Genomic DNA, 14,698 nt, shown 5'->3' on the forward strand with positions numbered 1-14,698 from the left:
GATTACCGACAACTACCTTTGAATGGAAACTAATTGGCGTTTCCACACAGCCTCGACCCAGAGGCGATATTCGCCCCCAATCGGAACTTCAAGTTTCCGAGTCCGGTGGTGCAAACCTGACTGATTTATCAGCAGCTCCTATCCTGACAGTCTTCGTCATCCCACACGATCAATGATTGCTTAGAAAATTCAACTTTTAAAAGGACTTTGGCTAAAACTTCATGGACTTTAGGGCGTAGTGCATTCGGCTTGGTCTGCGTATCGTTCACCCCATCGCAACCAACCCATAGGAAATTCCATGAAAACCGTCCTCATCACCGGCTGCTCGTCTGGCTACGGCCTGCAAACCGCCTTGTACTTCCACGCCAAGGGCTGGAATGTCATTGCCACCATGCGCAGGCCGCAAGCAGGCATCCTGCCTGCATCGGATCGCATGCACGTCCTTGCACTCGATGTCACCCAGCCTGAAAGCATCGCCGCAACGGTGAAGGCCGCTGGTCCGATCGACCTGCTGGTCAACAATGCCGGCATCGGCGCCATCGGTGCATTGGAAGCAACGCCCTTGTCGACGGTCCGCGAACTGTTCGAGACCAACACCTTTGGCGTCATGGCGATGATGCAAGCCGTCATTCCGCAGTTCCGGCAGCGTCAGGCTGGTGCCATCGTGAACGTTACGTCGAGTACCACACTGGCATCGTTCCCATTGGCAAGCGCGTACACCGCCAGCAAAACGGCGATCGATGGGCTCACCGGCTCTGTCGCGCACGAACTCGCCGCCTTCAACATTCGGATCAAGCTGGTCGAACCGGGCTACGGCCCCGGTACCCGCTTTACCGAAAACGGCGGTGACCGCATGCAAGGGCTCATTCCTGCAGCCTACATGCCATTTGCAGAGCCAATCTTTGCTGCATTCGCCACCCCTGGCCCGGTCACCACGGCACAAGATGTGGCGGAGGTAGTGTGGGAAGCCGCGCACGACACATCGCCGCGGCTGCACTTTGCAGCGGGCGCAGACGCCATTGCGCTGGCCAACGCCCGGCGCGCATAAGCACAGAGGCCGCCATGAACCACTTCAACACCATGTACCTGGGGGCCATCAGCGTAGCTCTGTTGGCATCACTCAGCCTGGCCGGCTGTGCCAGCAGCCGCGCTACGCACGCCGACCTAGCACCCCGCACCCTTGCAGATGTCCAGAGCACTACGTTTCGTACGCCAGTGACAACGGGCAAGCCCAGCATCGCCTTGGTGCTGGGTGGTGGCGGTTTGCGCGGTTTTGCACATCTGGGCGTGTTGCGCGCCTTGGATGAAGCTGGCATTGAGCCCGACATCGTGGTGGGAACCTCTGCCGGTGCGGTGGTCGGTGCAGCCTATGCGAGTGGGCTCCCAGCCCGACAGATTGAATCCATCGCACGCGAGGTGAAGCTCTCCTCATTGATTGATTTCACCTTCAGCAAAAGCGGGCTCATGCGTGGCGACAACATTGCCAGCTGGGTCAATACCATGACCTCTCACGTGCCCATGGAAAAGTTTCCACGAAGGTTTGCAGCGGTGGCTACTGACCTAGACAGCGGCCAGGCCGTGTTGCTGGACCGGGGCCAGGCGGGCCCCGCCGTGCAGGCGTCCGCAGCGGTGCCAGGGCCCACGGTCCCTGTGGCCTACCATAATGGGCACCTGGTGGATGGCGGCATCAGCAGCTTGGTGCCCGTGCGGTTTGCACGCGCCATAGGGGCCGACTTCGTGATTGCCGTCGACATTTATTGCGCTGGACCTGCCAGCGCCGGCTTGGCCATTCCATCGGTTCTGCTGCGCGTCATGCGGGTGCAGAGCTGCGCGGTGGCGGCGCCGGAAATGGCAGAGGCAGACATCCTCATTGCACCGCAGGTCAGCGTGTCGGGTATGTCGGCCAAAGACGAGCAGGAACAAGCCATCGCGGCAGGATACAAGGCTGCGGTACAGGCACTTGCGGGCATCAAGGCGGCGCAACTGGCTGTGTACTAACACCCAAGCAACCGTCTCGGACTTTCTGCGTGATAGAGTGAATTTTTGTTCAACAATCGTCCAGACATCACGATGAGCGATCCATTGACCGAAGTCGTCAGGCTGCTGCAGCCCCATGCCGTGTTTGCCAACCTCATCAGCGGCAAGGGGGACTGGGCCATTCGGTATTCCGAGTACGGTCAGCCCAGTTTTTGCATCATGTTGGAGGGCAGTTGCCTGCTCGCGGTCGACGGTCACGAGCCCATCTCCATACGTGCGGGCGACTTCGTCCTGCTGCCCAGCACGCCCCCCTTCACTATCTCCAGTGCCAACCCTGCGCCCTGCGTGCACATTGATCCCAAAACCATGTCGGCCGGCGCAGAAGAGAAGCGTTACGGCGCGCAAGGTGGCCAGCCAGACATGCGTTCATTGGGCGGCGCATTCTTGTTCGACAACGCAGACCCAAAGCTGCTGGTCTCCTTGCTGCCCGCAGTAGTGCACGTTCAAGACTCGGCTCGCCTGGCACAGCTGGTTCAAATGTTGGGTGAGGAGTACATGGAACAGAAGCCTGGCAGCGAATTCATGCTCTCGCGGCTCATTGGGATGATGCTACTGGAAGCGATGCGCTCTACCACTACAGGCAGCGCGCCACCAGGGCTGTTGCGCGGTTTGGGTGATGAACGGCTAGCACCCGCCCTGAAGGAGCTGCATGCCCGGGTAGACCATGCTTGGACGGTAGGAGAACTGGCCCATGAAGCGGCGCTATCCCGCTCGGCCTTCTTCGACCGCTTTACCCGGACGCTCGGGGTCGCGCCGATGGAATACCTGCTGTCTTGGCGTATGGAAATTGCCAAAGACCTGTTGCGCCGGGAAGGCCTGGGCGTATCTGCCGTGGCCGAGCGCGTAGGCTATGGGTCCACCAGCACCTTCAGCGTGGCCTTCAGCCGCCATGTCGGGCAATCGCCGAGTCGCTATGCATCACAGCAAGCGCATTGATCAATCATTTGTGCAGTACATCGAGCGACTTGACAGCAGCCATTCTCTAATGAATGTTCCTGGCCCATAGTTGACGTTGCGCGCCTGCGCAGCAACTAACTCTGGTCAACACAAGAAAGTTCGCTGTTGGTGGTCAGCAATCCCCGGAACAGATGGTCAGGTCAACCTGAATACTCAGGCCCCTCGTGTCACCTGTCTTGTTGGGGTCAGTCTGAACAAACGCAATCTGCTGGGCTTCTACCTTAGCGCCTTGCAGCTCGGTCTTGTTGCCCACGCCAATCTCAATTTTCTTATCCGATAGGAGGCGGGTGCCTATGCTGGTGCTGGTGGCTATTGCGTCGGAGCTTTCTTTCTTCTCCAGCGGCACCAGCTGCGACAGGCCCAGGTGGTCGCCCAGGGCGGCCAAACCACTCAGCGTGGTGGTGCTCTGGACAGTGGTGGTGCTTTGGTGGACGTTGGTGGCGGCGTAGAAGGTGCTGGTGTCTTTGCCTTCTACGCGCAGGCTGTCGGTGCCCTTGAACTGGGTGCCCACGCTGATGAGGTTTTGCCCGGCAACGATGTTGACGTTCTGGCCCTGCACCTTGCTGACCTGCGCCGTGGCGGCACTGGCCTGGGTTTGGGTGCGGGTGGTGGTGCTGCTGATGAGGTCGGAGCTGGACTTGGTGAGCACCGCGTCATAGCTGGAGCGGGTTTGGCCTGCGTTGAGCAGTACGGTGCCTTGGGCTGCGATGGCTACATCGCCTTGGGCTTGCAGGTTAGCGGCCTTGGCGATGACGTTCTGTCCGGCGCTGATGGTGAGGGCTTGGCCTGCTTTAACGGTGCTGCCTACATCGCTGGTCTGGCTGGTGAGCAGGTGGTTCTTGGCATCACCTGCGCCTACGTTGTTGCTCTGGCTGGTCTGCAGGGTGCCCAGGTTGACGGTGTTGCCTGCACTCAGTTGGGTGTTACCCGCACTCTGGATGGTGGCGCCGATGATGTTGAGGTCGTTGCCCGCGCTGGCCAGCAGGGTGCCAGGGCCCGCCACATACAGGCCGGCCATGCGGTCTAGCCCGCTGCGGCTGTAGGTGTAGTTGCCGCTGCCGCCCTGTGTGCTGGCGGTGGTGCTGGTGACATTGATGTCTTTGTCAGCCAAGGCACTCAGGCTGTTTTGGCCAATCACGCTGCCGCCGGTGACGTTGATGTCTTGTCTGGCGGTGAGCTTCACATCGTCGGCCGCGATTTGGTCGCCCAGGTTGTTGATAGTGTTGGCGTTGATCTCCAGCACGGTGCGGCCCAGGATGGTGCCGCCGTTTCGCACTTCGCCGGTGCTGTTGATGGCTACCGTGTTGCCACTGAGCAGACCACCCGTGGCGTTGAGGTCGCCGGGGCGCACGGCGGCATAGACGTGGGGTAACCGGCGTTGTTTGGGGTGCTACCCGCATTGCAGCTTCCGCCCATTGCTACCCCACCAGCACAGCCCAAGGCGGCGTGCGCCAGCTTATTAGTAAATGCATCCAAATCAGCGCTGCCAATCGCAAATGCACCTTGCGCATTCCCGGTCGATATCAGCGCTCCTTTGAGGGAGTTTGCAAACGGCTTTTCATCAAACGACTTGCCATTGAGAGCCGCATCCATGGCACTGCTGGCCAGGTTGTTGGTCACGTTCTTGAGCAACTGGGAACCGAACTTGCTGGTGGCACCTTGCTACCCACATCGCTGGTCTGGCAGGGAATGTCGATTCGCTATTGATTTAGGAGCTACTGGCGCATACTCCATGTGCGCTAGAGGCCAGTCTTATCACTAGGCTTTTCTTCGTGAGCGTTGGTCTCGTTTTGGTAGCTCTTCTTGGCTTTGCGCCAGCCTAGGGGGTCGTTGGTGAAAGGTGCCTGAAAACCAAATTGCTTTGCTTTTGATTCATATGACCCAATCAGGCTAATGGCTGACCCGATGAGGGTTAACAACAAGCAGTAGCCAACATGAATTTCTAGAAACCATGGAGCGATTGCCAAAAATAGGCCTCCGAATGAGAAAACGTAGCTCCATCGACGTTTTAACCAACCAGAGGACTCTACTAAATCAGATATTTTCATTTCGATAACGTACAGGTCGGACGATGTCGCTGGTGTAGTTACTCAGGAAGCGGCTTCTGCTACTAAATCAGGAGCAGTGCTAAAGGCTAGTTTTATCACTAGTCTTTTCTGCATGAGGTTCTGAGTCGTTTTGGTAGCTCTTCTTGGCTTTGCGCCAGCCTAGGGGGTCGTTGGTGAAGGGCTTTAAATCAAGTGCTTTGGCCCGCCCGCTGAATCCGCCAATTGCAGCAAGAGCCAGTCCCAGCGCCATCCCTATCGCTTTCAATAGTGGACTAGGTAAATATTCAAGTGCAACATATGCAATTCCAAAGCCCATGGAAACTAATGCAATTGCCCCGATTAGTGTCAAATTCCCATCGCGCATCACGTACCTTTTGAGCAAGTTCATTTTTTCTCTCCAAACTTCGCGTTAATCCATTCTTGCAACTTAAGTGAGGAGCCTGATGCTTTCCAAGACTCAACAAGCTCGTTGGTTATCGGCGCAACTAGATTTGCATTCGGCACGTGTTCAACAACCGTTTGGACAATAAGTGATGCACTATTTGTGGCAGTCTGACCCATATCCGGCCTCACCAACTGCTCCACCGCATCCGCCCCCACTCCAATCACCGTCGCTCCCACTGCCACAGCCCCGGAAACTGGTTTCACTTGAGGCGGCGCGACAGTTGTCACGGTCGTCGCAGTGGCAGCCACCACGCCTGCTTGCCTGCTCAGTCCGCTTGCGCCATCTGCAATGGCATTTCGGGCTTGCTGGGTCAGAGGCGCATTTTGCTGCTGCCCGATGCCGGTGATACAGGCAGTATCGCCATTGGCACACGATGTCGTCCCGCCTACCGGCGTAGCTTTGGCTATGGGTTGATCCAAAGGCACGCTGGCAATGTAAGGTGATGAATCCGGTATCCAGCCTAATTCGCCTGCGGTATTGTCGATGATGTACTTTTGCAGTGCTGCGTTGGGTTTGCCTAGATTCTCCACGGCCGTGTTGCCAGCGATGGCTTTGGGCAAGCCGGGGTCCTCTTTCACGCTGTTAACGATGGCTTCGTTTCCAATCAGCACGGTAGCTTTGTTGGGTGCTTGTTTGGATACTTTGTTGCCCATCAGGCGCATTTGTTCCTGGATTTCTTCTGCCGTGTAGGCGCTGCCATCAGGTTTCTTGATGGTGGCGCTGGCTGCCAAACGCTTGGCCAGTCGTGTTTCTGGCGGGTGCAGCATATGGTTGTTTTCCGCCGCATTCGCCCCCGCCGTGGCTGCAACATTTACATCCACTGCGTTATCGCCACCGCCACCAACCACCACACCCGCTACAGCCGCCAGTATCTTGGCGTAGCCTATTGTTTTTTCCGACAGTGCTGGGTTTGCAGTGGGGTTGATGTATTCAGAAACCAGTTCTCCAACGACTGCACCCACGGCACCCGCATTGCAGCTTCCGCCCATTGCTACCCCACCAGCACAACCCAAGGCGGCGTGCGCCAGCTTATTAGTAAATGCATCCAAATCAGCGCTGCCAATCGCAAATGCACCTTGCGCATTCCCGGTCGATATCAGCGCTCCTTTGAGGGAGTTTGCAAACGTCTTCTCATCAAACGGCTTGCCCGCCAGCGCACTGTTCACCATGTCAGTCGCCAGGTTGTTCGTTACGTTCTTCTGGAGCCGGTCGAAGAAGCTGCTCTTGGCATCCACACCCTTGAAGTAGCTGGCATTGAGCTTGTCCAACGCTCCCGCTGTCACCATGGTGGTCAACAAGCCCTTGATGCTCTCTTCCTTGCCCAGCTGCTCCAGCGTCTTGCCAATGTCGCCCTTGTTGTTGACCATGGCCACAGCCGCTTGGCTGGCCAGGGCAGAGAAGCCGGCGTTGACAGCAGTAGCCAGAGTGGTGCTGCCCATGACGGTGGCAGCACTGGTGGCCGTGGCTGCGGTGCCGCCCACGGCAGCCGTTCCCATGCCTGCGGTGAAGTAGGTCACCACAATAGTCAGCAGCGCAGCACCGGCCCCGGTCAGTCCTGCCTGGTCGTAGCTCCATTTCTCATGGGCAAGGGCTACTTGGTCCCACTTCACATTGGGGTTGTTGGCCAAAGCATTGAGGTAGTCCAGCCCAACGCCATTGCCCTGGGTCACCAGTGCATTGATCTGGCTCTTGAGTGCCTGGCCGCCCTTGGTGTCGGGGATTTGCACCGTGATCTTCAAGGCACTGTCAAACGCCACATTGCCCTTGAGGATGGTCTGGTTCAGTGTCTCCACCGTAGAGCCATTGCCCTTCATTTCCTGGTAGACGCCAGCGGTTTCTGTTTTTTCTGTATGGCTGGTCTGGGTGGTGTTGGTGCTGCCGCCCAAGATCAGTTCTCCGGCCTTGCTCGGGTCCGTCTGAACGAAAGCAATCTGGGGTGCCTCTACCTCGGCGCCGCGCAGCTCCGTCTTGTTGCCCACGCCAATCTCAATTTTCTGCGTAGAAACCAGCTTGGTGCCGATGGCGGTGCTGGTGGCCCGGGCGTCGGTCACTGTCTTGTTTTCCAAATCCGGTCCAATGCCCAGCGGGTCGAACATCACGCCCAAGCCAGTTTTGGTCTGGGTGGTGACGCTGGTCTGGCTGAAGTTTTGCACCTCATACAGCAGGGTGTTGTTCTTGCCCTCTACACGCAGGGTGCCCGTGCCCGTGTCTACACCCGTGGCCTCCAGCTTGGCGCCAATGCTGGCCAGCGTGTTGTCTGCGACGACTTTGGTGCTCTGGCCGCTCAAGCTGCTGACCTGGGCGGTTGCACTTTGCTCCTGGCGGCGGGTTTGGATGCTGCTGGTGAAGAACAGGTCTTTGCCCGATGCGCTGGCCATCTGGTCCACGTTGGTGGTGGCCTGCCCGGCCTGCAGGATGATGTTGTTGGCGGCGGCTACATCCAGTTCTTTGCCAGCTCCGATCTTGGCTGCGCGGGCATTGACATCGTTACCTGCAGAGAGCGTGACGTTGCCCGCACCCTCAACGCTGCTGCCAGCCTCTGCGGTGCTGGTGGCACGGCGGAAGTTGCCTGCGTCTCGCTCCAGGTTGTTGGTCTGGCGGGTCTGCAGGGTGGAGAGGTTGATGTCATTTTGCGCTACCAGCGTGGTTTGGCCACCCCGGTCGCTATGGGCCCCGCTGTTCTTGACGACGCTTGCGACCAGGTTGATGTCGCGCCCGGCACTGGCAAGCAAGACGCCGTTGTCACCGGTAACGTACAAGCCGGCTACGCGGTCTACCGTGGTGTTGGTGATGCCGTTGCGGCTGTCGCCCGTACTGGCGGTGGCCGTGGTGGACGTGTTGTTGATGTCGCGTCCGGCTTGCAGGGTGAGCTTGTCTTGGGCGGTGATGGTGCCGCCTGTATTGTTGATGTCTTGCGTGGCGGTGAGGGCCACAGCATCTCCGCCAATGGTGCCGCCCAGGTTGTTGATGGTGTCGGCGTTGATCTGCACCACTTTGCGGCCCAGGATGGTGCCGGAGTTGGTGAGGTCTGCGGTGTTGATGTTGACACTGGCGCCGCTGATCAGGCCGCCGCTAGGGGAGAGGTCACCAGTGCGGGGTTTCAAATAGATTTGGGGTACCAGGGCTACCGTTTGGGTGCCATCGGGTAGGGTCACCGTTTCTTGTTGCAGCCAAACGATGTCGCTGGTCAGGCGTGCGATTTGCTCTGCAGTCAGGGCAATGCCGGGGCGCAGGTTGAATGCGGTGGCAAAGGTGACGCCAGCATCCATCAGTGCGCGAAATTGTTGGTCGTCGCTGGTGAAGTTGCCCAGAAAACGGCGACCGGTGAGCTGGGCCACTTGTTCGTTGATGAGGCGCTGCTCGTAAAAGCCGTCACCCAGGCGCTTTTGGGTGACGTTGGGGTCCAGGTTAATGCGGCTGGTGATGTAGTCGCTGCCCAGCCAAGTCTTGTAGTTGGTAAAAGCGGGGTTGGTGGCCACCACGTAGTTGGCCGTTGGATTGGTGCTGATCTGGAAAAGGCTGCTGTTGGCGACGCTGGCACCTGGGGTGCTAGGGGCCGTCGCACCGGCGTTGCTGGTCGTCGTTCCGGCACCGGCAGTCACAGTCTCATTGACCGGGCTGGAATAGCCGGATGGAGTCCATACGTCGTACCAAGGGCCCCAGGCCAAGCAATTGCCTTTGAATAGGACTTGACAGCTTCGGTCTTGGCTCAGGGAATATGCTGTGCCCGTGGTGGTGGTGGTTTTGGTGGCAGTAACACCGGCATTGTTGATACTTACACCCACCGGCAGGGTGACCGCGCCGCCAGCCAGCATGCGGCTGTTGGCGTTGTCGATGGTGTTGGCCTGGATGGTCAGATTGCCTGCAGCAGAGATGGTGCCGGGCAATGCAGCGGTCACCACTGGGCCGCTGACCGTCCTCTGGGTCACGTTGACGTAGTAGCCCGCAGCGGCGGAGCCAATGGTTTCGGAGACGGCGGTGGTGGTGGTTTCATTGACGGACGCAAAGTGCGCGTCGGTATTGTTGACCGCCGTGGCGTTGATGCTGACGTTGCCACCGGCCTGGATGGTGGCTGAGGTGTTGTTGATGCTGGCGGCAGTGCCTTGGGCTTGGCCCGTTGCATCGATGCTGCCACCAATGTTGATGTCACCCAGGCTCAAGATGTTGACGCTGGCAGTGGCGGTGGTGTTTTGCGAAGGGTTGGCCGGGGTGTCCAGGCCCATGTCGGAGTTGTTGAGGGTCTGTACCCCAAGGTTCAGGCTGGTGCGTGCACCAATGGTGGCGCCCGTGACCGTGCCGTTGATATCTTCAGCTTGGTTGTTGAGTGTGGTGGCGCTGATAGCTACTTTGTCACCAAAGATGGCACCTGTGCCTACGTTGTCGATGGTGGTGGCGGTGATGCGTGATTGCGCTGTACCACCCGCGTTGCCTGCGTCAATCAGGCCGCGGTTGGTGAGCGTGCCATCAACCTGGAGTACCAGATCGCCACCCCGAGCCACGATGCTCCCGCGGTTATTGACACCCACGCCCGCCTCGGTACCCACCAGGGTGATCTTGCCTGCATACATACCACCTAATGCGGCGACGTCCAGGGCCACGGTGGGTGCGGTGCCTGTGCCCGCAATGGCTGTGGCGCTGGTGTTGGCGGCGTTAACGTCGTTGGAGCCCGTGGTGACCTTGAGGTCTTTGGCCCAGACGCCGGCGTTCAGTTGTACCGCGCGGGCGATGATGTTGGTGTAGTCGGCTGCATTGGTGTCTAGCCCAGTACCCTCCACCGTGATGGTGCCGCGTTGCACGCGGTAGCCATCGAGGTTGCCGCCATTCATGAGAGGCGCGCCGGTGGTCAGGGTGACGCCGCTGGCGTTGATAAAGCCGCCACCATTGACGGCAATGCCGGCTGGGTTGGCAATGATGACCTCGGCGCGCTGCCCTGCCACTTCCACATAGCCGCGCAGTTGGCTTGGGTTGTTGGAGTTGACTTCGTTGAGGATGACGCGCGCAGAACCCGCCGCCAGGTTGCCGTTGTTTTGCACCCAGCCACCCAGCTGGGTTTGCACATTGCCCGTGGCATTGTTGAGGATGACGCCCTGGGCGTTCACATCAAACTGGGTGTAGACGTTGCGGCTCACCCCCGCTGCGCTAGGGGCCTGGATGTTGACCTGGATCACGCCATTGGCGGTTTGAAAAAGTTGGGGTTTAGTGTTGCCCGCAGCATTCGGATCGACCACGATTTGGGGCCAGGCCAAGGGCGACAGAGCAAAGGCGAACAGGGCCAGGATCACATTGCGTCCCCTGCGCTCGCCACTGGCTGCTTTACCCTTGCCAACGGCCACCTCACTCACCGCCATGACTTGGCCTCGGGCTGCATTAAAAACGAGACGGAATAGGTTCTGGTTCATAACAAACGAGGCAAAGAATGGCGGTGGGATTGAGGACGGTCAGGGGCAACGGGCTGTGCTTAGAACTTGTAGAGCAGGCCTACTGTCAGGCCAGACATCTTGGGCTTGCCGGTAGTGAGATTGGCTTTTTCGCTGGAGAAATTGACCATCTCATACTCGGTGCGAAGCTCTACCTTGGGGCTGAGCGCAAAGGCAACGCCCAGGCCGATGCCCGTGCCGGTGTGTGTGTTGGTACCTCCTGCAGCCGCTGTGTCGGTGTATTCAGCCTTGACTTGGTGAAACGCCAGCTTGCCGTAGACCAATGCATTTGGGCCAACCCGGTAGCCGGGTGCAAAAGAGATGGCCAAGTGGTCTTTGAAGGTGCCGGAGAAAGATTGCGCGGTGCCAGCGGTGTAGTTCACTTTGCCGGCGTCCATCGATTTGACGCTGTAGGAAATTCCCACCGTTCCAACCCAATCAGGCGACATTGCAAAACCGTAGGACGCAATCAGCGCGGCTTCTGTGTCATTGGTTTGTGTGTTTTGACCATTGATGGAGGGAACGGTGCTTTCAAAGTCCACCTTGTTTTGGACTGCGGAGACGGTCAAGCCGATGGCTGGACCTACGAAGTTTTGCTGGGTGTTTTGGGCAAAAGCAGTGCCAGCGCTGGCCAGCAATGTGGCTGCGGTCAAAGCGAGAGTGGTGGATTTCATAATGGTTCCTTTTAGAAGGTTGAGGTGAAACGGTTGAACGGTTTACGCGGCCAGAATGGGGCGCTCCGCCCACCACTGACGTGCGGTATCCGGAGTGACGCGAGCGCCAACGAATTGGCGAACTTGGACACCTCTTTCATTGCTGCGGTGGTACATGTAGCGTCCGCTGACGTTTGCAAGCAGAGGCGTCCAGCTGCCATGGACTTTGGTGACCTGACCGAACGGGACTACAAAATCGGTGAACCACATTCGGTCGCCACTGTTCCAGTCATCTCGGGTCAAACCCGTGATTGGGTTTTGTACATACCGCGCCTCAGCCTCGGCGCTCAAGTTGGCCCATCCCAAGTAGCCCACGGGGCGGGGAGCACCGCTCGATGCGCTTTTATCCATCACCAGGATGTATTGCCCCAGATGAATCGCGGGCAACAATGTGTGCTCTAGTGCAAACAGCGGTTGGCTGTTGTGTCGACCTCCATGCATAAAAAGCCACACGACAGAACCAAACGACTCCGCATCACTTTGAGCAGGCAAGTTGAATGCGGGCGCGACGATATGAAATTCAGAGGTGGTCATGGTCAAAGCACTTGTCCTCAAAACGCCAAGTTCATGCTGAACCCGGCTGTTGTCTCTGCGGTCTTGAAGCCAGATGGCTGGTACAGCGGCGCACCGACAAACAGGTCGTACTGCAACTTGCGGTAGTTACCCCGCAGGCCGATAACCCCGCCACTCAGGGCTTTGCCTGCCAGCTGTTCGGTGCTCTGGCCACTCACTCCGCCAGCATCAATGCCCAGGTACAGCTCTTGTCCGCTGTTGCCCAGTGCCCAGCCCAGGTCTTGCCGCAGCAGCCAGCCGTTGTCGCCCGAGAGGCTGCCTTCGCCATCAAAGCCGCGCACGCTGTAGCGCCCGCCAATGCTGAAGCGGTCTTGGGGAGTCAGCGGCGTGTCATTGCCCTGCAGGCGCACATTGGCCTGGTAGCGAAGCGACTGGCCCAGCCACTTGAATGGCTGATTCAGCGTGACGTCTGCCACCCATAGGTTGAAGCGGGCGGTGCCTTGCCCAGTCGATTCCTCGGGGGCGTCCATGGCCGCAAAGTCCCGCGTTCCACGTTTGTAGGCCAGGTTAGCGTCCAGCGTGGCGCTGCCCAAAAATTCTTTATGGCCCAAGCCCAACTCCCAGCCGCCCACCACGCGGCGCTGGATTTGCACTTCGGTGTCGTCCACGTAGTTGTTGGAATGGCGTTCAAACGCCTTGAGGTGCACGGTGCTCTTGCGGGTGGCATCGCGGTAGAACAAGCGGGAGAGCTTGAGTTCGGCATTGCCACTGGTGCCGCTGTAGACGTAGTTTTGGGTAAGCCCGGTTACGGTCTGGTGGTAGCGGCTCTCGCTAAACGTGGCGCCCAGAGCCCAGTAGCCGTAGGGAATGGAGTAATGCACCGTGCTGCCCTGAGTGCCACGGGGGCCGGGATCGCCACCACCGGCATCGTGGTTTTGGGATATATAGAACAGGTCATTCAGACCCAGCGGGTTGTCCCAAGAAAAGGTGGCACTGGTTTGGTAGCGGCCGGTGCTTTTACCGCCGCTGTCGTCCAGTGCTAGCGATAGCCGTACGGGCGTGGTGCGTTGGTAGGCAATGACCAAGTCGCTGTGGTCGGGTTGGTCGGCCGGGGTGATCTGAATATCGGCATCAGCGGTGGGCACGCGCTTGAAGTTTTCCAGCGCCTGCTCGATGTCGCGCAGGTTCAGGATGTCGCCGGGGTAGGCCGGCACGGCAGTAGCCAGTGATGTGGGAGCTGCGATGGGCTTGCCATCTTTGTCTGCAAAGCGAACCGTACGAACACGACCAGGCACCACAGTGAGTACCAAACTGCCCGTGGATAGATCTTGTGGCTCCGTCAACACTCGGGTTGTGACAAAACCCTTGGTCACCAGCGCATTCTGTGCCCGCTCCAACAAGATGCCGATGCCTTGGGTACCCAGACACTTGCGCAGAGGACTATCGGTTTTTTGTGGGCCGGACAAGCTGTCCAGTACCCAGCTGAACTGAGCTGCGGCCTCGCCACGCAGTTCAAGCTGGCGAATGGGAAAGCAGGGCGATTCAGTCTGGGGCAGTCGTTGCGCTGTGGCAGCGGGGGCGTTCAGGCGCGCATCTGGGGCTGTTTGCTGCTGTTCACGCAGTTGGGCATCACGTTCCTGGATGCGGCGCTGCTCTGCGGCATCGCGCTGGGCATTGGTGAGAGTCTGGGCACCAGCGCATAAAGCCACCGAAAACAGCAAGGCTGTTGCAAGTGTGGAGCAACGCGGGTGCGGGTAGCTGCGAGCGATTGAACGTTCCGTCATGGGTGGGAATTGTTGTAGGGCACCCACCAATGAACGGAGGACTGCTTTGAATGGCGCAAGACTTTACAGAGCAATCGTCCATGTGGGTAAGTGACGACGTGTCGTCGAAATTTGCGGCACGTCAGAAAACGCTACGCACTACCGATCAGAAACGGTGCTCCAATTGTGAAATAATGGCAACTGGTTGTCAAGTTGGCAATTGAAACACCCCATAGTGTCGCGAACATATCTATTACTTTGAATATCCGACTCACCATGAACCGTGACAACAACGCTGAGCATTTGCCAATGCTTGTTGCCGACTTGATGACAATCACCCCAGAAGCGGCCAGGAGTACGGCATGACAAAGATCAAAAATCGATATCAAGCGGAATCAAATTTCTGCAAATTATTTTTTGAAGCAGGACAGACTCTCAATATTCCTAAATATGGTGAGTCTTGCCATCGCGGTGAGAGATCTGACTTCAGTGCCGCTGTCATCAGAGCCATGCATCAGTGCGAATTCGACGATCCGCATTTCATTGGTGGCCCAGGTGCTTTCATTTTTGCGAAATCACACACAGATGTAGAGCGCATTTTCAGAAGAGCTGAGCCTATTGCCGAAGAACTTTGCAAAGCGCTAGAAGCAATTGATCCAACAAAGGCACGCGACTTTCGTACCCGACTCATGGAAATCAACACTTGGATGCTACAAGCGGCCGAGTAGCGCCCGGCTAAGTTGGGTGGTGATGGTGAGTCTGACAAGGGGACGTCGCGCCCCAGAGAGTCGGTGGCGACGCGAGG

At 58.3% G+C, this 14,698-nt stretch carries 11 protein-coding genes and 1 pseudogene; 4 read left to right on the forward strand and 8 right to left on the reverse strand.

Annotated features, from left to right (window positions below):
* Positions 1 to 298 precede the first annotated feature (298 nt).
* The 3 genes from C5F53_RS19880 (at position 299) to C5F53_RS19890 (ending at position 2,973) form a co-directional block, all read left to right on the forward strand.
* Complete coding sequence (locus tag C5F53_RS19880; RefSeq protein WP_105263158.1) at positions 299 to 1,048, forward strand: SDR family oxidoreductase; 750 nt, start codon at positions 299 to 301, stop codon at positions 1,046 to 1,048.
* 14 nt (positions 1,049 to 1,062) lie between these two features.
* Positions 1,063 to 1,998 (forward strand): patatin-like phospholipase family protein, encoded by a 936-nt coding sequence (locus C5F53_RS19885; protein ID WP_105263159.1) that lies wholly within the window; start codon positions 1,063 to 1,065, stop codon positions 1,996 to 1,998.
* 72 nt (positions 1,999 to 2,070) lie between these two features.
* Positions 2,071 to 2,973, forward strand: coding sequence for an AraC family transcriptional regulator (locus tag C5F53_RS19890; protein WP_105263160.1), 903 nt, complete (start codon positions 2,071 to 2,073; stop codon positions 2,971 to 2,973).
* Positions 2,974 to 3,106: 133 nt separating this feature from the next.
* Here the strand turns inward: C5F53_RS19890 and C5F53_RS19895 are convergent, their stop codons facing one another.
* The 8 genes and pseudogenes from C5F53_RS19895 to C5F53_RS19925 form a co-directional block, all read right to left on the reverse strand.
* On the reverse strand, positions 3,107 to 4,345 hold the full coding sequence (locus C5F53_RS19895; RefSeq protein ID WP_105263161.1) for a hemagglutinin repeat-containing protein: 1,239 nt from the start codon (positions 4,343 to 4,345) through the stop codon (positions 3,107 to 3,109).
* A pseudogene (locus C5F53_RS20795) lies at positions 4,291 to 4,638 on the reverse strand (DUF637 domain-containing protein); the annotation flags it as partial. The gene C5F53_RS19895 and the pseudogene C5F53_RS20795, both read right to left, overlap by 55 nt.
* Before the next feature lie 95 nt (positions 4,639 to 4,733).
* Positions 4,734 to 5,042, reverse strand: a complete 309-nt coding sequence (locus C5F53_RS20195) for a hypothetical protein (RefSeq protein WP_146097403.1) — start codon at positions 5,040 to 5,042, stop codon at positions 4,734 to 4,736.
* A gap of 79 nt (positions 5,043 to 5,121) precedes the next feature.
* On the reverse strand, positions 5,122 to 5,430 hold the full coding sequence (locus tag C5F53_RS19905) for a hypothetical protein (RefSeq protein ID WP_105263163.1): 309 nt from the start codon (positions 5,428 to 5,430) through the stop codon (positions 5,122 to 5,124).
* Complete coding sequence (locus tag C5F53_RS19910; protein ID WP_105263164.1) at positions 5,427 to 10,886, reverse strand: DUF637 domain-containing protein; 5,460 nt, start codon at positions 10,884 to 10,886, stop codon at positions 5,427 to 5,429. The genes C5F53_RS19905 and C5F53_RS19910 overlap by 4 nt, the downstream gene beginning before the upstream one ends.
* Before the next feature lie 59 nt (positions 10,887 to 10,945).
* Entirely contained in the window at positions 10,946 to 11,578 is a 633-nt protein-coding gene (locus C5F53_RS19915; protein ID WP_105263165.1) for an outer membrane beta-barrel protein, read from the reverse strand.
* 42 nt (positions 11,579 to 11,620) lie between these two features.
* Complete coding sequence (locus C5F53_RS19920) at positions 11,621 to 12,151, reverse strand: toxin-activating lysine-acyltransferase (RefSeq protein WP_105263166.1); 531 nt, start codon at positions 12,149 to 12,151, stop codon at positions 11,621 to 11,623.
* A gap of 17 nt (positions 12,152 to 12,168) precedes the next feature.
* Complete coding sequence (locus C5F53_RS19925) at positions 12,169 to 13,914, reverse strand: ShlB/FhaC/HecB family hemolysin secretion/activation protein (protein WP_105263167.1); 1,746 nt, start codon at positions 13,912 to 13,914, stop codon at positions 12,169 to 12,171.
* 341 nt (positions 13,915 to 14,255) lie between these two features.
* Between C5F53_RS19925 and C5F53_RS20200 the strand changes: the two genes are divergently transcribed.
* Entirely contained in the window at positions 14,256 to 14,621 is a 366-nt protein-coding gene (locus C5F53_RS20200; protein ID WP_146097404.1) for a hypothetical protein, read from the forward strand.
* Positions 14,622 to 14,698: the final 77 nt, after the last annotated feature.

The sequence above is a fragment of the Rhodoferax sp. TS-BS-61-7 genome, from assembly GCF_002943465.1.
GTDB lineage: Bacteria > Pseudomonadota > Gammaproteobacteria > Burkholderiales > Burkholderiaceae_C > Allorhodoferax.

Coding starts and splice junctions, on each gene's coding strand:
- C5F53_RS19880 (WP_105263158.1), top strand. CDS start 299: ATGAAAACCGTCCTCATCACCGGCTGCTCGTCTGGCTACGGCCTGCAA.
- C5F53_RS19885 (WP_105263159.1), top strand. CDS start 1,063: ATGAACCACTTCAACACCATGTACCTGGGGGCCATCAGCGTAGCTCTG.
- C5F53_RS19890 (WP_105263160.1), top strand. CDS start 2,071: ATGAGCGATCCATTGACCGAAGTCGTCAGGCTGCTGCAGCCCCATGCC.
- C5F53_RS20195 (WP_146097403.1), bottom strand. CDS start 5,042: ATGAAAATATCTGATTTAGTAGAGTCCTCTGGTTGGTTAAAACGTCGA.
- C5F53_RS19905 (WP_105263163.1), bottom strand. CDS start 5,430: ATGAACTTGCTCAAAAGGTACGTGATGCGCGATGGGAATTTGACACTA.
- C5F53_RS19910 (WP_105263164.1), bottom strand. CDS start 10,886: ATGAACCAGAACCTATTCCGTCTCGTTTTTAATGCAGCCCGAGGCCAA.
- C5F53_RS19915 (WP_105263165.1), bottom strand. CDS start 11,578: ATGAAATCCACCACTCTCGCTTTGACCGCAGCCACATTGCTGGCCAGC.
- C5F53_RS19920 (WP_105263166.1), bottom strand. CDS start 12,151: ATGACCACCTCTGAATTTCATATCGTCGCGCCCGCATTCAACTTGCCT.
- C5F53_RS19925 (WP_105263167.1), bottom strand. CDS start 13,914: ATGACGGAACGTTCAATCGCTCGCAGCTACCCGCACCCGCGTTGCTCC.
- C5F53_RS20200 (WP_146097404.1), top strand. CDS start 14,256: ATGACAAAGATCAAAAATCGATATCAAGCGGAATCAAATTTCTGCAAA.